We start from the raw sequence: 22,004 nt of genomic DNA, 5'->3' as shown, positions 1-22,004 counted from the left end.
CCCTCTCCCCTGAGGGGAGAGGGAGAATATACCCCGCCACCCCCGCGATAAATCGCGGCGGTCCCCCTCCCCATCAAAGATAGGGAGAAATGAAGTAGAGAGGCAGAGGTTAGGTTATGGCGCAGGTTGTTTTAAGTGCGGTGGGGTCTGCGATTGGCGGGCCGGTGGGCGGTGTCATTGGTGCGGCGCTTGGGGGGCTTGTTGACAAGACCCTGATCAATACGCTTCAGCCGGTGCGGCAACTGGGGGCGCGGCTTGAGGGGCTTCGGGTGTCGGCATCGGCGCAAGGATCACCCATCAAGCAGGTATTCGGGCGCGGGCGCGTGGCGGCTTCGGTCATCTGGACGGCGCGGCTTAAGGAAAGCCGTGAGTCGACGCGGGCGTCGAAGAACGGGCCGCGCACGGAGAGTTTTGGCTACAGCCTGTCGTTTGCCGTGGGTCTGTGTGAGGGGCCGATTGACGGTATCGGGCGCATCTGGGCCGATGGGCAGGTACTGGATATGTCGCAGATTGCCTTCAGGCTGTATAAGGGCGGTGAAGACCAGATGCCCGACAGCCTGATCATGGCGATTGAAGGTTCAGCACCGGCCTATCGCGGGCTGGCCTATATGGTGTTTGAGGACATGCCTCTGGCGGCCTTTGGTAATCGTCCGCCGAACCTGTCGGTTGAGGTGTTCCGGCGCGGGGCAAAGGCGGACGACCTTGAGAACCTGATTGACGGGGTGTGTCTGATTCCGGGGGCGGGCGAATTTGTCTATGCTACGGCGCATAATGTCGTGCTGACGGGCCTGACCAAGGCGCGGTACGAGACGCAGAATACGGCTGAGGGGCAGCCGGATTTTCTGGTGGCACTCGATCAGCTTGAGGCGCAGTTACCCAATCTGAAGCGGGTCAATCTGGTGGTCAGCTGGTTTGGCGACGACCTCAGGGCGGGTCATTGCCGGATCAGGCCCGGCGTCGAGCAGCGATATAAGCGCACGCGGCCCTTAAGCTGGACGGTGGCTGGTGTCGGGCGCGATACGGCACATCTGATTGGCACCTATGAGGGGCGTCCGGTCTATGGTGGTACACCCTCTGACCAGACGGTGATTTCGGCCATTCAGGCGCTGAAAAGCCGTGGTTATGAGGTGACGCTTATTCCGTTTATCCTGATGGATATTGCGGCGGATAATACGAAGCCCGATCCCTATGGCGGAACACGTCAGGCGGCCTATCCGTGGCGGGGGCGCATTACCTGTGACATTGCGCCGGATCGTGTGGGTACGGCGGACAAGACGTCGGTGATTGCGGCGGATGTGGCGGCGTTTTTCGGCGCAGCGCAGGCGGGACATTTTTCTGTGTCCGGCGGGCGTGTGACCTATAGCGGGCCTGACGAGTGGGGGATGCGGCGGTTTGTGCTGCATCTGGCGGCGCTGGGGCAGGCGGCGGGCGGTGTGGCCTGCGTGCTGCTGGGGTCGGAGATGCGCGGCCTGACGACGCTCAGATCGGCGGTCAATACCTATCCGGCGGTGGCGCAGCTTAAGGGGCTGGCGGCGGAGGTACGTAGTCTTGTGGGTGGCGGGACGCAGATTTCCTATGCCGCCGACTGGAGCGAATATTTCGGCCATCAGCCTGCAGGCGGGCATGTGGCCTTTCATCTTGATCCGCTATGGGCTGATGCCAATATCGATTTCATCGGTATAGACTGGTATGCGCCGCTGACCGACTGGCGCGACGGGGACGGCCATCGGGATGCGTCTGAGGCGGCGTCGATCTATGAGGACGCCTATCTCAGGTCGCGGGTTTGTGGCGGGGAAGGCTTTGACTGGTACTATGCGTCAGAAGGCGATCGGCAGGCGCAGGTGCGCACCCCCATCACCGATGGCGCGCATGATGAGCCGTGGATTTACCGACCCAAGGACATCGTCAACTGGTGGGGGCGTAATCACCATGACCGGCCAGACGGTGTGCGGGCATTGATGCCTACGGCATGGGTGGCGAAGTCAAAGCCGATCCGGTTTATTGAGTATGGCTGCGGGGCCATCGATAAGGGGCCGAATGCGCCGAACCTGTTTTTAGATCCGAAGTCTTCGGAGAGCTTTGTACCGCCGTTTTCGACCGGTGAGCGCGATGATCGGGCGCAGAAAACCTATCTGAAGGCGCTGGTCGATCATTACCGGCAGGCGGCGAATAATCCGGTCAGTCCGGTCTATGGCGGGTCTATGCTTCAGGGCATGGATGTCTGGTGCTGGGACGCGCGGCCCTATCCCTATTTTCCGCTTAAGCGTGACGTGTGGGGCGACGGCGATAACTGGCGTACCGGTCACTGGCTGAACGGGCGGCTGGGGTCGGGGGAGGCCAGAAATCTGCTGGGGCAGCTGGTGGCGCAGGTCGGGGTGACGGACCTTGATGTTTCAGGGGTGGTGGGACTGATTGACGGCTATGTCATTGAGCAGCCGATGAGTGTGGCGCAGGCGATTGAGCCGGTGCTCGATTATCTCGGGCTGAGCATTGCCGAGCGCGGTGACGGGCTTAGATTTATCGGCAAGCCGGAGGCTGTTTCGCGGCTGACGGCGGGGGATATGGCCTGCGAGGCACGTGCGCCGGTATTGTCACGGCGTGATCTGGTGACCGTACCGTCAGGCCTGACGCTCAGATGCTACGATCTCGATCGCGATTATCAGTTGCAGGCGGTCTATGTGCGCCATGAAGCGGCCTCGGGCGGTGATACGCTGGGGGTCGATTTGAGCCTGTGCCTGACGGGGGCGCAGGCGCGCGATTATGCCCGGTATTGTCTGGGGCGGGCACGTAGCGTGCGCGAAAGCCTGACGGTCGATATCGGCCCGCAGGCCGCGCTGACGCTTGAGGGCGGTGATGTGGTGCAGCTTGAGAGTGACGGCGCGTTATATCAGGTGAGCGGGATTGAGCGTGCGGAAACGCCTTCGGTGCAGCTTGTGCCGCTTATGGACAGGCGGGCTTTGCTGTCGGTAGAACCGGAAACCGGCGGCGGCGACTTTGCGGGGCGTTTGGTGGTCACAGGCTTCAGGCTTTTGGAACTGCCCTGTTTCGGGAGCAATGAAACCGATGTCCGGCCGCTGCTGGTAGCGACGGCTGATCCGTTTTCGGACATTGATATCTATGCGGGTGCGGGCGTGTCCGATTTACGTTTGCGTGGGCGCGTGACGCATCCGGTATCGCTGGGGCATGTGCTTACGGGGTTGCCGGACGGACAGGCGGGGGTGTGGCTGAGGGCGGCTTATCTCGATATTCATCTGGAGGGGCCAGCGCCGGTGTCACGGACTGAGGCCGAGATTCTGAGCGGGCAGAATATGGTCTGTGTGAAGGCGCGAAATGGGGAATGGGAGATGATCAGCTTCCTTAATGTGCAGGCATTGGGGGGCGAGGCCTATCGCCTGAGCGGGCTTATCAGGGGGCAGTCGGGGACCATCGGGGCTATGGTCGCGGGCGTTGATGCGGGGGCAGAGGTGATCCTGTTGCCGGCTGATCCGGTGCGGGCCGATATGGCGACGGCAGAGATAGGTCTGCCGCGGCTATGGCGGGCGGGGCCTGCCGGATTTGGCGCGGCGGCAGGAGAGGCGTTAGAGGTTGAGGCCAGCTGGACAGGGCTCGCGCTCAGGCCGCGCGCACCGGCGCATGCCCGCATCAGGGGGCGTTACGGGCAGGATATGGCCATAGGCTGGCAGCGCTGTGCGCGGTACGGCGGGGATAATCCTGAGGTCGAGCCGCCGCTGGATGAGGCGTTCGAGATATTCCGCTTAAGGATTTATGCAGGAGAGAGCCTGAGGCGTGAATTTGAGGTCAACGGGCGGACGTGGGTCTATCCGGTGAGCTGGCAATCGGAAGATTTTGTCAGTGGATTCAATGCGCAGGCCCGTCTTGAAATTGCGCAGAAATCGACCACATCTCACTACGGTCTGGCGTTGGAGGTAAGGCTTGTGGCCTGATTTATCTGTATCAGGCGTTGACTAAGTCCCTATCCTGCGCCAACTGCATATGGAGTTTGACGGAGGTTTATCAGTGGCGGGCGATCCCTATAGCGAACTGGGCGTAAAACGTGACGCCAGTGCGGAGGATATCCAGAAGGCGTTTCGCAAGCTGGCTAAGGAACTGCATCCCGATCGCAACCCCGGTAACGCGGCAGCGGAAGACCGTTTCAAGCGGGTGTCGGGCGCGTTTGACCTGCTCAAAGACCCTGAGAAGCGCAAGAAATTCGACCGTGGCGAGATTGATGCGGATGGCCGCGAAACCTTCAGAGGCTATGGCGGGGGCGGGGCGGGTGCGTCTCAGGGTTATGGGGCCTATGGCGGTGGGGCTGGCGGGCGTTTTGATGGTGTCGATCTGGATGACATATTCGATATTTTCGGTGGTGGTCAAAAGCGCGGTCAGGGCGCCGGTGGTGGCGGTTTTGGTGGCTTTGGCGGTGGGGGCTTCGGGGCTCCGAGCAAGGGCAGCGACCTGAAGGTCAAGCTGGATATCGATCTTCTGGATGCCCTCAATGGCAACAGCCGCCGCGTGCAGTTCACCGATGGCCGCACGGTGGATGTCACCATCCCCAAAGGGGCGAAAGACGGTCAGACCCTGCGCCTGAAAGGGCAGGGGGCGGCACCGGCAGGGGGGCGCGGGGCCTATGGCGATGCGCTGGTCGAGCTTAGGATCAAACCGCATCCGATCTTCCGGCAGGAAGGTAGTGACCTGCATATGGACCTTTATGTCTCGGTGCCCGATGCGGTGCTGGGGGGAAAGGTGCAGGCACCGACGCCTGACGGGCCGGTCAATGTTACCATTGCCAAGGGCTCAAATTCGGGTGCCGTGCTGCGCCTTAAGGGCAAGGGCGGCCTTGTCGGCAAGGGGGCGCGGGGTGATTTGTTTGCCCATATTGTGGTGACCTTACCCGATATGCCGGATGCTGATGTGACGGCCTTTGCCGAAGCCTTGCGCAAATCCGCGCCCTATGCGCCGGTGCATCCGTCGCAAAAGAAGAAATAATACTTTCCTGAGGGTTCTGTTCAGATATGGTTCAGGTCTGATGCTGTAAACCGGATGACATGAAACGGATTATGCCCCTTTTGAGTGTGATGGTGTTGGGTCTGGCGGCTACGCAGACCTCTGCCCATATCGCCGTACCCGCGCCTCTGGACGCGCAGGTGCACGATGCCCAATGGGTTAAGGCGCAGTATGACCGCCGTGAGCGCGGCGGGCGTCAAGGGGATGGCCGTGATAACCGCGATAATCGCGGCAATGATCAGCGTCGCGGCAACGAACAGCAACCCCAGCGCACCTATTCGATCGATGAGGCCATTAATCTGGTGGAATCACGCACCGGCGGGCGCTATGTTTCCGGTAATCGGGCCGGGCCTTCGACCTTTGTTATCAAGGTGCAGGTTGGCCCGAACATAGTCTCCTATCGGGTCGATCTGGCCAACCGCTCACTAAACCGGATGTAATTCATGCGTATATTGCTGGCTGAAGATGATCCTGATCTGTCGCGCCAACTGAAGTCTTCGTTGTCGGATGCCGGTTACGTCGTTGATCATGCCCCTGATGGTGAAGAAGCCCATTTTCTCGGTGACACGGAACCCTATGACTGTGTCATCCTTGATCTGGGCCTGCCGAAGATTGACGGTGTGTCGGTGCTTGAGCGCTGGCGGCGTGACGGCAAGACAACGCCGGTGCTTATCCTGACGGCGCGTGGGGCCTGGTCGGACAAGGTGTCGGGCTTTGATGCCGGTGCCGATGATTATCTGACTAAACCGTTCCATACCGAGGAATTGCTGGCGCGTTTGCGGGCTTTGGTGCGACGCGCTGCCGGTCATGCGCAGCCCTTGCTGGTCTGTGGCGGTTTGCGCCTTGATCCGCGCGCGGCGCGGGCGTCGGTTAATGGCGAGCCTTTGAGGCTGACTTCGCTCGAATATCGTTTGCTGCATTACATGATGCTGCACAATGAGCGGGTGATCTCACGCACCGAACTGGTGGAACATCTTTATGATCAGGACTTTGATCGCGATTCCAACACCATCGAAGTGTTTATGGGGCGTCTGCGCAAGAAAATTGGTACCGAGCGCATTGAGACGGTGCGGGGGCTGGGTTACCGGCTGAAACCGCTGCACGACGAAGTGTCAGATATCTGAGCATGGCTGAAAGCAGGATACTCCCTGACCGGATTCCGCCTCTGTGGGGGCGTGGATCTTTGGTCGGGCGGCTGATCCGGTTGGCGGCGATCTGGTTCATCTTTGCGCTTATACTGATCAGCGCCGGTTTGACGGCCTTTTTCAACTATTCGACCGTGACCCGCTTTCAGGCGGGTATTTCCGATATTGTGCGCAATCTCTATACGCATACGGAGTTCGATGCGCAGGGCCGTATCGATATACCTGAGCTTTATAATATCCGCACCGACGATATCTATTCGGGGCTTTACTGGCAGATCAGTGAACTGGATGCGACGGATAAGGTCGTGAAAGTGCATAAGTCGGCGTCTCTGGCCGAGCGCACGCTTACGGGGCCGGAAAAGCTTGATAAGACCAGTGGGGAGCCGGTCTATTATAACGCCGAAGGGCCACGTGATCAGCCCTTAAGGCAGGTGGCCATCTATCTGCGCATTCAGGATCGTCCGCTTCTGTTTATAGCCGGTGAAGACCGCTCGGAAGTCGACCGCAATGTCGGCCAGTTTGCCCTGATTACCGGATCGACTCTGGTGGTGCTGGCCTTAGGGTCGCTGATTGCCATCTTCCTTCAGGTGCGTATCGGTCTGAGGCCGCTGTTTGATCTGACCGATGAACTGGGGAAGGTGCGAGAGGGTCAGAAATCGCGGCTTGAGGGGCAGTATCCGATGGAAATCACGCCCGTGACCGAGCAGATCAACGCGCTTCTGAGTTACGGTCAGGAGGTGGTGGAACGTCAGCGCACCCATGTTGGCAATCTGGCGCACGCGTTGAAAACACCCTTGTCGGTGCTTCTGACCAGTGCGGGAGATAGTCCTGAACCTTTGGCCGACGCTATTCGCAAACAGTCGGCGCTGATGAAGGAACAGGTCGATCATCACCTGCGCCGTGCCCGTGCCGCTGCCCGCGCCCAGCATATGGGGGAGCGCACGCCGGTGGAGCCGGTGCTCGATGAACTGGCGGTGATGCTGGAGCAGGTGTTCCGTGACAAGGGCGTGGTTATCGACTGGCGCGCACCGGAGAATCTGGCGTTTCGGGGTGAGAAGCAGGACTTTCAGGAGATTGCCGGTAACCTTCTGGAGAATGCCTGTATCTGGTGCCAGAAACGTATTCGGGTCACGGCTTCGCTTGGGAATGAAGCCGAGGGCATGACGTTGCTCATTGAGGATGATGGCCCCGGTATGCCGGAAAGCCGCTATGATGAGGTGCTGAAACGCGGGGCGCGTCTGGATGAAAGTGCGCCCGGTTCGGGTCTTGGTCTGTCGATTGTCGATGAACTGGTGCGTGCCTATGGCGGGCGACTGCACTTTGAGCGTTCGGCGCTGGGCGGGCTTAAGGCCGTGGTCAATCTGCCAGCCAATTTCATCACCTGAAAGGGTATCAGGGTTTGTTAACCGTGACGGCGGCATACTGCGGTCCTTATGGATGCTTTTCTATGACAGACTCCCAAGGAAAGCGCGCAGGAAAACTGCCGGAGCATAAGCGTGTCCTGATCCGGCAGGTAGTGAAGGCCATGCCGGTGCAGGTCTTGCTGTCGCTTGAGCGGGCGCTTGGTCTGACCGAGGATGCCCTGCTGGGGGATGTTCATGATATCGTCAGCCTGGAACTGGAGAGCCATGACATCAAGGCGATGATTTTCCGTCCGTTCATGCCGATGTTTGAACGGCGTGAAGACGGCTTGTCGGGTGTCCATTTCCCTGTCTGGGTGCTGGATAATCTGTGGAAAGCGCTTGAGAGACACCAAACCGCGCTGTTTGCCCGTCTGCACATAACCATGCGCGGGTTCAGCCAGTCTGATCCGGTGCCGCCGGTGTTTACCGAACTGGTTGACGCCTCAGCGCAGATGCTGCGCCAGCGGCCAGAGTTAATGCTGCCTGAAGGCCATGATGCGGATGATCAGGCGCTGATTGCGGAGTTTGCCGCCTATCTCGATATCTATCACACCGCCCGCGAAGCCATACGCAAGATGCCGGAATGGCTGGGGCGGCTAACGGCGGATAAGGCGGTGGCGATCCGCATATTATTCAAGGATGCCGGACGTCTGGCGGAGGACGGTGGCCTGCGGTGGCTTGAGGTGGTGTTTGCCAATCTCGAAGATGGTGCAGACATTATGGCCTTTGTCGGTATTGCCTCGGATCGGGCCAATGACCGGTTCTTGAGCCAGTCGGAACTGGCTGTGTTTGGTGAGCGTGTGCTGGAGGCGGCAGAGGGGGCGCAGAGACGGCTGATGCCTCTGATACGGACACCCGATCGTCTGGCGGAGGCGGCAGAGATGGCCTTGCAGGCCCTGCATCTGACGCAGACTATGGAAACGGCGATTGAACTGACCCGTGATGGCCCGTGGGGGCAAAGGGTGGCCCGCATCCGTCAGGCGGTCGCGGCTCAGGTGGAAAGCCAGATCGAACGCTTGCAGCCAGCGATAGAACGGGCCTTGCCCACCAAGGCCGAGCGCCACCACGGACGTGTGGTGGGGGCAACGCCGATAGTGGGGGCTGTGTCCGAACCGGCCATGGCCGAGGTTTTGGGTGTGACCGGGTTCTGCCATCATATAGGCGCAGGGGCGGCACAGGGCGGATATGCCGTGCGGCTCAATCAGTGCATTGAGGCGGGGGAAGCCTATCTGGAGGCCTATCTTGAGGCGGCGCTGGCGCTTTATGCCGATGCCGACGCCGATCAGCAAGCGGTGATCAGTGCCCAGCTTGAGGCCCTGATTTGCCTCACCGGCGCCTTGTGCGGAACGCCGAAGGCCAACCTTGCGCGACGACGTGTCGCGTCTCTGGGGAGCGGGGAACGGTCGAAAACGGTTGCCTAAGCGGTTAAACCCTGCCTTAACCCTCGTTTAACGCCACGCTCTCGTTTAACCTTCAGACGAAAATCCCTGACGTATCTCATGCTGCTGTTTTCCATACTCTCCGCCATCGTGACCGCAGGCCTGCTGGGGGCGGCCTTGCTGTGGACGCGACGCCAGCCGGACGACGAACGGCAAACGGCGCGTGAAGACTATGCCCGCTTTGTCGCCGAGATGGATCGTCGGGTCGCGAACGGGGTTATTGAGGCGTCGCTTGCACACGAAGAAAAGCTTGAGGCCGCCCGTGCCTTGCTCAAGGCGGATGCCGCCGGTGAAGGGGCACGCCGGTCTGTGTCGCCGCTTCTGGGGCTAATCGGGGCTTTTGTGATCGCGGGCGGTGCGCTGGGGCTTTATCTGGTGACGGGTAAGCCGGAACTGCCGGATCAGCCCTATCAGCAGCGGCTTGACGCGTGGATGGCGCAGGCGGAGACGCAGCCGGAAACCATGGCCTCAAAACCTTTGTCAGAAGTATTGAAACGCAAGGCGGCCGAAAATACCGAAGACCCGCAATACTGGATGTTTCTTGGGCGGCTTCAGGTCATGTCCGGTGACTATTATGACGGGGCGAAGTCGTTCCGTGTGGCAGTGACCAAAGCGCCTGACAATGCCGAAGCCTGGTCGAATATGGGCGAGGCCCTGACCCTGATGAACGAGGGTAAGAGCGGGCCGGATGCGCGGACCGCGTTTGAGGAAGCCCTGAAGCGTGACCCCAATGACCTTTCGGGGCAGTATTATATGGGCAAGGTTCTGATTGCCGAGGGGCGCTTTGAGGCGGCGCGTGCCATGCTTGGGGGCTTGCGTGAGCAATTGCCGGTGGGTGACCCAAGGCGTCAGGCGGTGGAAACTGAACTGGCAGCCTTAGAGCAGGCACAGACTGTGGATGCGCAGACGCGGGGGCAGATTGCGGGCATGGTCGCTGGTCTTGAGGCGCGTCTGGCGGACAATCAGGAAAACCCTGACGGCTGGGCGCGACTGTTGCGCTCTTACCGTGTGCTGGGGGATGTGGCGTCCGAGGCGCGGGTGCTGGCGGACATTGAACGCGTCTATCAAAAAAGGCCTGAGATAAAGGCCAGTATAATCGAAAAAGCAAATCGCCCCGTAGGTAGTCAGTAGGATCGAGAGCGTAGGAAAAATGGGTTTCTGGCCGAAGTCAGCGCGGGCACGTCGCCGCCTGAAGATATTTCTGATCGCCGCCCCCGTGCTTATTGCCGGTGTGGTGCTGGCCCTGTTCGTCATGAAGGATCAGGTCGTCTATTTCTATACGCCCGCTCAGGCCATTGAAGCCAATGCCCCCCTGCATAAAAACATGCGTCTTGGGGGGCTGGTGAAGGACGGCAGTGTGCGCAAGGCCGAAAACGGTGTCGTGCATTTCGTGGTCATGGATCAGAAGGCGGAAATGACCGTCAGTTTCAAGGGCGATTTGCCTGATCTGTTCCGTGAAGGGCAGGGCGTGGTCTGCGAAGGGCAGCTTGTGTCGGAAACGGCGTTTGAAGCGCGGACGGTTCTGGCCAAGCATGATGAAACCTATATGCCGAAGGACGTGCAAAAAGCCCTTGAGGAACAGGGCGAATGGCGTCCCGATGCCGAGAAATACAAGGAAGCGCCCAAGCCATTTGGCGCGACATCCGAGGGTATGCAATGATTGCGGAACTCGGCACCTTTTGTCTGGGGCTGGCCTTTGTGCTGTGTGTGGCGCAGGTGCTTCTGGTGCTGGCCGGACAGTTTAAAGTCTGTCGCGGCGTTGAGCGTTTTAGCGAAGGCCTGTCCTTAAGTGCGGCACTGGCGGCGGCGCTGGCCTTTGCGGCGCTGTTGTATGCGTTTGTCGTCTCGGATTTTTCCGTCGCCAATGTGGCGCACAATTCGCATACCCTGAAACCGATGCTCTATAAGGTGTCCGGCGCGTGGGGCAGCCATGAAGGCTCAATGCTTTTGTGGTGTGTGATCCTGCTGGCCTATGGGGCGTTGATTACCCTGTTCGGGCGCGGATTACCGGAAAGCCTCAAGCACAAGGTGCTGGGGGTTCAGGCGCTTCTGGGGGCCTTGTTTGCCGGTTTTACACTGTTTTCGTCCAATCCTCTGGCGCGGATTGATCCGGCCCCCTTTGAGGGCCGTTCGCTCAATCCGATGTTGCAGGACCCCGCACTGGCTTTCCATCCGCCGCTTTTGTATCTCGGCTATGTCGGTCTGTCGGTGGTATTTTCCTTTGCCGTGGCCGCGCTGATTGAGGGGCGGCTGGATCGCTCATGGGCGCGTTGGGTCAGGCCGTGGACACTGGCGGCATGGGTGTTTCTGACGCTCGGGATCGCGTTGGGGTCGTTCTGGGCCTATTACGAACTGGGCTGGGGCGGCTGGTGGTTCTGGGACCCCGTGGAAAATGCCTCGTTCATGCCGTGGTTAGCGGCGACAGCACTGTTGCATAGCGCCATTGTTATGGAAAAGCGCGACGCCCTGAAGTCATGGACGGTGTTTCTGGCGCTTCTGGCCTTTACCTTCTCGATGATGGGCGCGTTTCTGGTGCGCTCGGGCGTGCTGACCTCGGTGCACGCCTTTGCCGTTGATCCGCAACGCGGGATTTTGCTGCTGATCATCCTGTTTATTACCGCCGGTGCAGGATTTACGCTCTATGCTCTGAGAGCCGGATCGCTCAATTCCGGCGGCGTCTTTGCCAATGTCAGTCGTGAATCGACGCTGGTGCTGAACAATCTGCTGATCTTTGTCGCCCTGACGACGGTGTGTCTGGGGACGCTTTACCCGTTGTTGATGGAGGCAGTGACGGGGCAGGCGATTTCCGTGGGTGAGCCCTATTATGTCTTAAGTTTCGTGCCCGCGATGGGTGTAGCCATGCTTCTGCTGCCGTTTGCCGGACTTATGGCCTGGAAGCGCGGGAACCTTAAGGTGGTCTGGAAGCAGCTTGTCGGGGCGGCGGGCTTAAGTGTACTGCTGGCGGTTATTGGTCTGGCGCTGACGCGTGATCTGACAGCGCTTAAGGGCTTAAGCCTCGGCATCGGATTCCTGCTTGGGGGATGGGTGATATTCGGCAGTGTGCAGATGCTTATGGAGCGCACGCAGGTCTTTAAGGTTCCCGCGAAAGATGCCTGGAAGCGGTTTAAGGCCCTGCCACTGGCGACACATGGCATGGTGCTGGCCCATATCGGACTTGGGGTGTTTGTCCTTGGGGCCGTGGTGGAAACCAATACCCGACTGAGTGCAGTCGATAATCTGAGAATTGGCGAGCAGATTACGGTGGCCGGTTATCAGGTCACGCTTAAGGATGTTAATCAGGTGCCGGGGCCAAACTATGATGCCGATCAGGCGGTGATTACGGTACGCAATGCCCGTGGTCAGGTCTGCGAAGCGCGGCCCGAGCGCCGGTTTTATGCGGCGTCTTCAAGTGTGACCACCGAAGTGGCCCTGTGTTTCCGCCCTGTCGATGATCTTTACTTTGTGCTTGGCGAGCCGGTCATGACCCCTGAGGGGGCCAGATGGCAGGTCAGGGCCTTGTATCATCCTTTGGCGCGCCTGGTTTTCTTTGGGCCTTTACTGATGGCACTTGGCGGCACATTGTCCTTGTTTGACCGACGCCTGCGTTTGGGCGTGGCGGCGAAGGGTAAAAAGGTATGAGCCGCAAAATCCTGATCATTCTGGCCATGATCTTCGGGTTGACACAGATCGCTTCGGCGGTTCTGCCGTCCGAGGTGATGCGCGACCCCGATCAGGATGCCCGTGCGCGGATGCTTTATCGCGAAGTGCGCTGCGTGGTCTGTCAGAACGAAAATATCGCCGGTTCCAGTGCCGATATTGCCGCCGACATGCGCCGCGATATTCGCCTGCACATCCGTGAGGGCCTGAGCGATGCTGATATTCGTCAGACCCTGCGTGACCGTTATGGCGACTATGTGCTGTTTCGTCCGGCGCTTAATCCGGCGACCCTGGCCCTGTGGTTTTTGCCGGTCATTGTCCTGATCATTGGCGGGGTTATTTTTCTGCGCCTGCCGCGAAAGGCGGCAGAGACTGAGGGGGCGGTAGACGTGGCGGAACTGTCCGCCGAAGAACGTGCGCGGCTTAATAAGCTGCTTGAAGACGACAATAACCGGTCATCCTGACGTCATCATTTCGCCGTATCAGAAGCCTTAACTCGTGAACGGGCGTACTAAAAAGCATCTGAAAACCGGATTAACCTCTGGTCTAAGGCCGAAAAGCGCTTATGTTATCCGTCAGGGTGCTGTCTAAAGGCGCTTACACAGAAGTGATGAAATAGGATCGATAATGGGGAACAGGTTCCTGAATACGGTGTTCAAGCATAAGGGTACGGCAGCCGGTGTCGTTGGCGGACTGATGCTTGGGGCCGCAGTTGCCGGTGCGGCGGTGTCGGGTTTCGGCAGCAATGGCTATGACGGTGCGACCCTGCTCAAGACCGCCGAGGTCAAGCCCGTGGCCCCGCCTGCCGGTGCGCCCATGTCCTTTGCCGACATCATCGAGCGCGTGTCGCCTGCCGTGGTATCGATCGAAACCAAGGGCAAGGCACAGTTGCCGCAAGGTATTCCGTCTATTCCGGGCTTTGATTTCCGCCTGCCGGAACAATCCGAAGCCCCCGAAGTGCGTGGTGCCGGTTCGGGCTTCTTCATTTCGGCAGATGGCTATATTGTCACCAATAATCACGTCATCGAAAATGCCGATGAGATTACGGTTGAGCTGACCAATAAAACCAAGCTTAAGGCAACGGTCATCGGGCGTGATCCGGCGACCGATCTGGCGGTCATCAAGGTGGATGGCCAGAATTTCCCTTATGTGAGCTTTGAAACCGAAACCCGCCCGCGTGTCGGTGACTGGGTTGTCGCCGTGGGTAACCCGTTTGGTCTGTCGGGGACGGCGACCGCGGGTATCGTTTCGGCCTTTGGTCGTCCTGACGGGGCGCAGGGCTATGTTGAATATATGCAGATCGATGCGGCGATCAATCGCGGCAACTCCGGCGGCCCGACCTTTGATCTCAATGGCCGCGTGATTGGCGTCAATTCGGCTATTATTACGCCTTCCGGTGCCAATGCCGGTGTCGGTTTTGCTATTCCTGCCAATACGGCTGAGGCCATTACCTCCAAGCTGATTGCCGGTGGCAAGATCGATCGCGGCTATATTGGCGTGTCCATTCAGGCCGTCACCGATGATATTGCCGAGAGCCTGGCGCTTAAGGACAAGGATGGCGCCTATATTGCCGATATGGCACGGGGTGGCCCTTCGGAAAAGGCCGGTGTGCAGGTTGGCGATATCGTCAAGAAGGTCAATGGTGAGGCGATCAAGACCTCTACGGATCTGACGCGCCGCGTCGCCGATGTCCGTCCGGGCGAAAAGCTGACGCTTGAGGTGTTGCGTAACAACAAGCTGGTCAATGTGACCATTACCGCTGCCCTGCGTCCGTCCGAGGATGAGCTGGCCAAGGGGCTGGGCAACAATCCGGTGGCACCTGACGCCAAGGGGCTTGAGCCGGTTCTGGGTATCAAGGTGGCCCCGATTGATCCGGCGGCACGTCGCAATTTCAGCCTCAGCGACACGGTGAATGGTCTGGTGGTGCTTGAGGTTGAGGGCACCAGTGACGCGGGTAAGAAGGGCCTTCGGGCCGGTGACGTGATCGTGCGGGCCAATAATCAGGCGGTGACCAGCCGTGAAGCCCTCAACAAGATCGTTACCGATCTTAAGGCTGAGGGACGCCCAAGCATTCTGCTTCTGGTGAACCGTAACGGAAGCAATATTCCGCTGCCGCTCAGCCTGAAATAGATGATTGCAAAAATGTAAGAAAGATAAGCGGCTCCGCAGGTTTACGGGGCCGCTTTTTTTCTTATTATGCGAAGAAAAAGGGGAGGTCGCATGACGCAGGTTCTGATTGTTGAAGATGACGTGGACGCGGCCCTGACCATGCAGAAAGGCCTGCGTGAGGCTAACATTCACGCCACCCTGACGCATGATGGGGAAACGGGCCTGAGAGCCTTACGCGCCGGTGCGTTTGATGTGGTCATACTGGATCGCATGATGCCGGGGCTTGACGGGATTGCCCTGCTTGAGCGGGCGCGGCAGGAAGGCATCGATATTCCGGTCCTGTTTTTAAGCGCGTTGGGTGAGCTTGAGGATCGTGTCTATGGCCTTAAGGCCGGTGCTGACGATTACCTGACCAAACCCTATGCTATTGTCGAACTGGTGGCGCGTGTCGAAGCGCTGGCGCGGCGCAAGGATAATGGCACGGGCGGGCTTGAGGCTGTGCTGAAGGTCGGCGCGCTGGAGATGAACCTGATTACGCGTATTGTCAGGCGCGGCGATCAGGAAATTGACCTTCAGCCGCGCGAATTTCAGTTGCTTGAGTTCCTCATGCGCAATGCCGGTCGCAGCGTGACGCGCACCATGCTGCTTGAGAAGGTCTGGGCCTACCATTTCGATCCGCAAACCAATGTCATCGACGTGCATGTGTCGCGCCTGAGGGCTAAGCTGGATAAGGGTTTTGACCGCGCGATGCTGCATACGGTGCGCGGTGAAGGCTATCAGTTGTTGCCTTAAGCATGGCATCCCCCACGCCCCAACCGAGGCCTCTCCAGCCCAAACCGCCTCTGCAAGTCAAACCTATGTCCTGGCGCAGCTTTCTGCGGCAGACGCCGTTCCGCCTGACGCTGTTGTTTATTGTCGTCTATGCCTTTGTGGCGGGCATGATCTTCGGCTATTTCTATTTTGCCAATGCTGCGGAAACCCGTGCCCTGACCGATATGCGGGTCAGGATGCGGGTTGAGCATTTTCGCGATATCTATGAGGTTCAGGGCCCTGAGGCCCTGCGGCGTATAATTGCACATGACGACAGTCCTGACTGGTTTATGGTCGAGCAGGTGCATAATGATCAGGGGCAGGTCACGGCGCAAAACCGGCGGGCGACGGATCTGGTGTCGCAGGGCGGTTTGGCTGATGCGGTCCCTATGTCAGCGGTTGGGGCGCAGGATTCTGAACCCGTTCAGCAGCGGATAGACCCGCCGGGCAGCAAGTCCTTTTATCTGCGCGGTCAGGTGGTGCGCCTCGGGCCGGACACGCGTCTCTATGTGGCCATGGATACCTCATGGGCGGATCGCGGCTGGCACATGGGGGTTAAGGCGATCTGGGGTGGCGCGGGGCTTTTGATCGTGCTGGGGCTGATGGCCGGTTTGCTGATTAACCGCGAAGTCTCCCGATCGGTGCATGACCTGATGAAGGTGCTTGATGCCGTCAAGGAGGGGGATCTCAAGGCGCGGGTGGTATTGCGGGAGTCCGGTGACGAATTTGATGCGCTGGCCGAGCGGATTAATGACACGCTGGACCGGATGGAAGGCACTATTGGTAACCTGAAATATGCCGGTGATGCTATTGCGCACGACCTGAGGACGCCATTATCACGCCTGCGAACCCGGCTGGAGGTGGCGCTTTATGAGGTGGAAACCGATGCCGCACAGGCACCGGATGTGCTTGAGCGGGCGCTGGCCGACACCGATCAGTTGCTGCGCACCTTTCAGACCGTGTTTGCTATGTCGCGTCTGGAGGCGCAGGGCAAGGCCCCTGATCCGCAGCTCTTCGATGCGCAGGCACTGGCCTGTGATATGGCGGAACTGTTCGAGCCTCTGGCGCAGGACAAGGGCCTCGCGTTTGATACGGAATTTGCAAGTAATCTTAAGGTGTATGGCAACCGCGATTTTCTGGCGCAGGCGCTGTCCAATCTTCTGGATAATGCCATTAAATATACCGAAAACGGCGGTATTACCTTCCGGTTGCGGCAAACCTCAGGCGGAGACGTTGAATTTTCCGTGACCGATACGGGGCAGGGGGTGCCGGAAGCCGATCGGTTACGCATCATCGGGCGCTTTGTCAGGCTGGAAAGCAGCCGCTCCTTACCGGGGGTGGGGCTCGGTTTATCCCTTGTTGAAGCTGTGGCCCGTGCACATGGCGGGCGATTAGCCATAGACGAAGGCCCGGGAATCTATAAAAAGGGTATATATGTAAACAGGGGGCCGGGCTTGAGAACGGCTCTGGTCTTGCCGCCTGTGTAAAAACATCCGTTCCAGACCTAGCGAGTTGATGAAAGATATACTGTTCGCCCCGCTGATTGATCGCCTGCAACCCTGCGGCCCCGTGCTGAACGAAGGGGCGGTAGCGCATAATTTCGAAGCTATTGCTGAGGATGCGGACACAGACGGCTGGACAGATGTTTTTGAGCGCGCCAAACCGGCTCTGGCACCGGTGGTGTCTTCGTCACCTTATCTGGCGTCTCTCATGCGCCGTGATCCGAAGCGTCTGCATGAAACCCTTGTGTCGGCACCCGAAGCGCGCCTTAAGGCCATATTGCTGGCCACTGAGGCCCTGACGCACGATGCGCTTAATGCCGAAACACCGCCGGATACGGATGCGGCCAAGAAAAAGCTGCGTCAGCTCAAGGCCGATACCCATCTTCTGACGGCGCTGGCCGATCTGGGAGATGTGTGGAATCTCGATCATGTGACGGCGGCCCTGACGCGCTTTGCTGATGCGGTGACCGAAGCGGCGATTGCGCTGGCGGTGCGTGAAGAACGCGATCGCGGGCGGCTTAAGGCCTATGATCCCGCCGGTGAACGCGGTGTCTTGCCGGGCCTTTTTGTGCTGGCCATGGGTAAGCACGGGGCGGGCGAGCTTAACTATTCCTCGGACATCGACATCACTTTTTTCTGTGAGTTGGAGGAACTGCCGCTCAATGACGGCCTTGAGCCGCAGCCGTTTGTTGACCGTCTGGCGCGGCGGGTGTCCAATATTCTCTCTGATCGTACCGGCGACGGTTATGTGTTCCGTGTCGATCTGCGCCTGAGGCCTGACCCGTCTTCGACACCGACGGTCGTTTCCGTGCCGTTCGCGCTGAATTACTATGAGACCGTCGGGCAAAACTGGGAACGGGCAGCCTTTATTAAGGCACGCGCCATGGCCGGAGATCCGGTCGAGGCGAAGCTGTTCATGCAGTCACTATCGCCGTTTATCTGGCGACGCAGTCTCGACTATCCGGCGATTGCCGATATTCACTCCATCAAACGCCAAATCCATGTTCACAAGGTCACGGATCGTCTTGATCCGGCGGGCGCGAACCTCAAGCTTGGGGTAGGCGGGATTCGCGAGATCGAGTTCTTCGTTCAGACGCAGCAACTGATCCTTGGCGGGCGTGACCCGTCCCTGCGATCACGCCGCACACTTGATGCGCTGGATGCCCTGCGTCGGGCCGGACATCTGGCGCCGGCGGTGGCCAAGGAACTTAAGGCCGCCTATATCCGTCTGCGCGACTGGGAACATCGCGTGCAGATGATCCATGACGAGCAGACCCACACCCTGCCGCAATCCGAAGAAGAGCGGCTGAATGTCGGGGCCCTGTCGGGTTTCTCGAACCTCAGTCGCTACGATCTGGCGGTGTCGCGCACCCTGAAGCTGGTCAATAGCCATTATGGCGAACTGTTCTCGGAATCCGAAGACCTGTCGTCTTCGTTCGGCAGTCTGGTGTTCACCGGTGTTGACGATGACCCAGAGACCCTGAAAACGCTGGAGCGGATGGGATTTGATAATCCGTCACAGATCAGTGCGACTATCCGTTCATGGCACCATGGGCGTATTCCGGCCACGCGTACCGAACGCGGTCGTGAGCTGTTTACGCGTCTGGTGCCAAAGTTGCTTGATGCCGTCAATGAGACCGGTTCGCCCAATCAGGCCTTTACGCGTTTTGCGGCCTTTTTCTCCAATCTGACGGCCGGGGTGCAGATACAGTCGCTGTTTCTCGCCAATCCCAAGCTGTTTAATACCATCGTCGAGATCATGGGCTTCAGCCCGCGTCTGGCGACCTTTCTGTCGCGCTATCCTACCATTTTCGACGCTATGCTTGACGCCGGATTCTTTGATCCGCTGGGTGAAGATGTCGATCGCCTGATTGCCGATGAGGTGGCGCGCGAACCACAGGACCTCGAAAGCGTCATGAACGCTTTGCGTCGTGTGTGCCGTGAACAGCAGTTCCGTATCGGCATGCAGGTGCTCAATGCCCGCCTGACGACCGAGGCGGCAGGCGCGGCCTATGCCCGTCTGGCGGACGCCTGTATCAACCATCTGGCGCCCTTAAGCCTTGAGGAAGTGCATCGTCAGGGGGGCGATCTGTCGGGCCATGTGGCGGTTGTGGCTCTGGGGAAACTCGGGTCGCAGGAAATGACCGCGCGGTCTGACCTTGATCTGATGATCATCTATTTGCCGGATGATCCGTCTGAGGTGTCAAGCCTGAAGCAATGGGGTTCGGAGACTTTCTTTGCCCGCTTTACCCAGCGCCTGATTGCCGGACTATCGGCACCGACCCACGAAGGGTTGCTGTACGAAATTGACATGAAACTGCGGCCTACAGGGGCGAAGGGGCCGGTGGCGGTGTCTCTGGCGGCATTTGAAAACTATTATACCAAGGATGCCGATACCTGGGAGTTTCAGGCCATGACCCGTGCGCGGGTGGTCTGGGCGTCGGATGAGGACTTTGCCGATCTGGTGCGCCTGAAGATTGAAACCGTGCTGCGCTCAAGCCGGTCGGCGTCAAAAACCGCTCAGGATGTACTGGACATGCGTGCGCTCATGGAACGTGAGCGCCCCGCCAAAAGTTTCTGGGATTTCAAGCTGTCGGTCGGTGGTCAGGTTGATTGCGAGTTTGCCGCCCAGTATCTGCAACTGATCCATGCGGCCAATGGCGGACCGTTGCGCGTTTCGACGCTGGCAGCGCTGTCGGCCATGCAGCGGGCGGGGCTGGCGCCAGCTGAGCATATCGAAGCCCTCTCGAGTGCCTGGAAGGTGCAGCAGGCTCTGGCCCAGATCATGCGCATATCGCTTGAGGCCGATCACGATCCGCGCAGCGAATCCGAGGCGTTTCAGCGTAAACTGGCCCGGGCGGTACACACGCGTCGCCTTGATACGCTTGAAAACAAGCTGAAAGAGATCAGAAAACGCGCCCGTGACGCTTTTGAGGCCGTGGTAATCCCCTGACCGTCTCTAAGTCCTTCTCCAGAAAGGGGAAATGTGGTGACACCGATTGAATCTATTGTGAAACGGTGTTATTTTTACGGCTTGTGATCTCTTGCATTTATGCGGGGCACAAAAGGGGGCGCATCATTTCAAGGGCCAGGACACAGGATCGGAAGCGATCAGGCAGAGCGCTGTCGCTTATTCTGGCGGCCTGCGCAATGGTCGGGTGCGCTTCATCGCCCGTGCAGAATGGCGCGCCACTCAAGGGGTCGAATGGCCTGTCACTAGCGCCGACCTTGCAGGAAATTGCCCCCACCCGTCGTGCGCTTTTTGATCTGCCGCCGCCAAATCGCCCCGTAGCTGTGGCCGTATATGGCTTTACGGATCAGACCGGACAGTTTCGTCAGTCATCCGTCGGACAGAGCTTTTCCAGCGCGGTCACCCAAGGCAGCACATCAGTGCTGGTCAGGGCGCTGGAGGATGCCGGCAAGTCGCGCTGGTTCACCATTGTCGAGCGGGAACAGGTTGGCCGCCTGATGCAGGAGCGGCGTGTTATCCATAATATGCGCGAGATGTATCTGGGGGAAAAAGGCTATGACCCGCAAGTGCTGCCGTCATTATTGTTTGCCGGTGTCCTGCTTGAGGGCGGAATTATCGGATATGACTCAAATACGGTCACCGGCGGCATAGGGGCCGGTTACCTGGGCATCAGCGCACGTACCCAGTACCGTCAGGATGTGGTTACGGTCTATCTGCGGGCCGTTTCGGTGCGCACGGGCGAGGTTCTGACGACTATTACCTCAAGCCAGACCATTTCATCCTATGCGCTGGGGGGCGGGGCTTTTCGCTATGTCGGTTTCAAGAAGCTGCTTGAGGCCGAGGCCGGTATGACACTGAATGAGCCGCGCCTGATGGTATTGCAGCAGGCGGTGGAGCACGCCGTCTATGGTCTGGTGATGGAGGGTGTTGAGCTGAAGCTGTGGGAGTTTCAGGATACCAGCGCGGGCTGGCCCTATGTCTGGCATTACCAGAAAGAAAGGGATTCCAGCTATTTACCGGCCAATCTGGCGCACGCGAAGGGCCTGTCGCACGAGAAGTGAGTGGGTTATGGCCTTGGGCATGTGGTGTACAGGCACAGTTTTTCCTGATTTTCGACGGAAACGAATAAATCTTACGTAAAAAGAACTATCAGGTCCGTCACGGGTGATCGGGCAAACAGGCATTAGGGCCGTTTTCATAACGGTTCATGATAACGGTTATGACCAGACAAGATTTGACCAGACAGCATCTGACGCTCATAAAGGGGGGGCAAGCTGCGGACAGGGAACAGCCTGCGGAGGCAGGACGGGCCGCACGTGACACAATGACAGCGCATTTGGATCCGGATGAGGAACTGATAAACAGGGTGGGTCAGGGCGATATCGCCGCGACCCAGACCCTTGTGACGCGCAAATTACCGCGCATGCTGGCGCTTGCGCGCCGGTTGCTGGGCGATGCGGCTGAGGCCGAAGACGTGGCGCAGGAAGCGCTTTTGCGTTTGTGGAAACAAGCCGGACACTGGGTTCCCGGACGGGCCAAGCTTGATACCTGGCTGCATAAGGTCGCTGTCAATCTTTGCTATGATCGTCTGCGCAAGCGTCGGGATATGGTCGATGCGGCGGATATTGAACTGGTCGATGAACAGGCTGATCCCGCAAAACGTCTGGATCAGGTCGAGGTCAGCGCACAGGTTGAGGCCGCATTGAACGCCCTGCCGGAGCGGCAAAAACTGGCCATTGTGCTGTGTTATTATCAGGAATTATCGAACATCGAAGCGGCCAGCCTGATGGATATATCCGTTGATGCGCTGGAAAGCCTCTTGTCGCGAGGACGCAGACAACTAAGGGCACTTCTGGCGGGGCAGCAGCAGAATCTTTTGGGGCATGACGCTGTCGCCTCATCTGACGGTACCGCCTTTAAGGCCATTTCAAAAACAACCCAACGCACCGCTTAAGGAAAGAAAG

At 59.0% G+C, this 22,004-nt stretch carries 16 protein-coding genes; all 16 read left to right on the top strand.

The features are described from left to right. The first annotated feature begins 116 nt into the window (after positions 1–116). The 16 genes from E5201_RS10565 (at position 117) to E5201_RS10490 (ending at position 21,994) form a co-directional block, all read left to right on the top strand. The gene (locus E5201_RS10565; RefSeq protein ID WP_140985978.1) at positions 117–3,944 is read left to right on the top strand and encodes a baseplate multidomain protein megatron; all 3,828 of its coding nucleotides are present in this window, start codon (positions 117–119) and stop codon (positions 3,942–3,944) included. 73 nt (positions 3,945–4,017) lie between these two features. Further along, positions 4,018–4,986: a DnaJ C-terminal domain-containing protein gene (locus E5201_RS10560; RefSeq protein ID WP_140985977.1), complete on the top strand. Its 969-nt coding sequence runs from the start codon at positions 4,018–4,020 to the stop codon at positions 4,984–4,986. Positions 4,987–5,045: 59 nt separating this feature from the next. Then, on the top strand, positions 5,046–5,444 hold the full coding sequence (locus tag E5201_RS10555; RefSeq protein WP_140985976.1) for a hypothetical protein: 399 nt from the start codon (positions 5,046–5,048) through the stop codon (positions 5,442–5,444). Positions 5,445–5,447: 3 nt separating this feature from the next. After that, positions 5,448–6,128, top strand: a complete 681-nt coding sequence (locus E5201_RS10550) for a response regulator transcription factor (RefSeq protein ID WP_140985975.1) — start codon at positions 5,448–5,450, stop codon at positions 6,126–6,128. A gap of 2 nt (positions 6,129–6,130) precedes the next feature. Next, entirely contained in the window at positions 6,131–7,534 is a 1,404-nt protein-coding gene (locus E5201_RS10545) for an ATP-binding protein (RefSeq protein WP_140985974.1), read from the top strand. Between the two features lie 62 nt (positions 7,535–7,596). Beyond that, entirely contained in the window at positions 7,597–8,973 is a 1,377-nt protein-coding gene (locus E5201_RS10540) for a hypothetical protein (protein ID WP_140985973.1), read from the top strand. Positions 8,974–9,051: 78 nt separating this feature from the next. Then, complete coding sequence (gene ccmI, locus E5201_RS10535) at positions 9,052–10,122, top strand: c-type cytochrome biogenesis protein CcmI (RefSeq protein WP_140985972.1); 1,071 nt, start codon at positions 9,052–9,054, stop codon at positions 10,120–10,122. A gap of 19 nt (positions 10,123–10,141) precedes the next feature. Next, entirely contained in the window at positions 10,142–10,651 is a 510-nt protein-coding gene (ccmE, locus tag E5201_RS10530) for a cytochrome c maturation protein CcmE (protein ID WP_140985971.1), read from the top strand. Then, a complete protein-coding gene (locus tag E5201_RS10525; RefSeq protein WP_140985970.1) occupies positions 10,648–12,630 on the top strand; it encodes a heme lyase CcmF/NrfE family subunit in 1,983 nt (660 codons plus the stop codon). The genes ccmE and E5201_RS10525 overlap by 4 nt, the downstream gene beginning before the upstream one ends. Next, entirely contained in the window at positions 12,627–13,112 is a 486-nt protein-coding gene (locus tag E5201_RS10520; RefSeq protein WP_140985969.1) for a cytochrome c-type biogenesis protein, read from the top strand. Before E5201_RS10525 ends, E5201_RS10520 begins: the two co-directional genes overlap by 4 nt. A 163-nt stretch (positions 13,113–13,275) precedes the next feature. Continuing rightward, positions 13,276–14,778 carry a Do family serine endopeptidase gene (locus E5201_RS10515; RefSeq protein WP_140985968.1) on the top strand — a complete coding sequence of 501 codons (1,503 nt, stop codon included), beginning with the start codon at positions 13,276–13,278 and terminating at the stop codon, positions 14,776–14,778. Positions 14,779–14,868: 90 nt separating this feature from the next. Beyond that, positions 14,869–15,549: a response regulator transcription factor gene (locus E5201_RS10510; protein ID WP_140985967.1), complete on the top strand. Its 681-nt coding sequence runs from the start codon at positions 14,869–14,871 to the stop codon at positions 15,547–15,549. 65 nt (positions 15,550–15,614) lie between these two features. Next, a complete protein-coding gene (locus E5201_RS10505; RefSeq protein ID WP_140985966.1) occupies positions 15,615–17,054 on the top strand; it encodes a sensor histidine kinase in 1,440 nt (479 codons plus the stop codon). 28 nt (positions 17,055–17,082) lie between these two features. Continuing rightward, positions 17,083–20,022, top strand: a complete 2,940-nt coding sequence (locus E5201_RS10500) for a bifunctional [glutamine synthetase] adenylyltransferase/[glutamine synthetase]-adenylyl-L-tyrosine phosphorylase (RefSeq protein WP_140985965.1) — start codon at positions 17,083–17,085, stop codon at positions 20,020–20,022. A 197-nt stretch (positions 20,023–20,219) separates the two neighbouring features. Further along, complete coding sequence (locus tag E5201_RS10495) at positions 20,220–21,101, top strand: CsgG/HfaB family protein (protein ID WP_140985964.1); 882 nt, start codon at positions 20,220–20,222, stop codon at positions 21,099–21,101. A 263-nt stretch (positions 21,102–21,364) separates the two neighbouring features. After that, positions 21,365–21,994: an RNA polymerase sigma factor gene (locus tag E5201_RS10490; RefSeq protein ID WP_246050569.1), complete on the top strand. Its 630-nt coding sequence runs from the start codon at positions 21,365–21,367 to the stop codon at positions 21,992–21,994. Positions 21,995–22,004: the final 10 nt, after the last annotated feature.

It is taken from the genome of Asticcacaulis tiandongensis, from assembly GCF_006475605.1.
GTDB lineage: Bacteria > Pseudomonadota > Alphaproteobacteria > Caulobacterales > Caulobacteraceae > Asticcacaulis > Asticcacaulis tiandongensis.
Note: the sequence above shows the minus strand (reverse complement) of the source record. Positions and strands in the feature narration are given on the sequence as shown.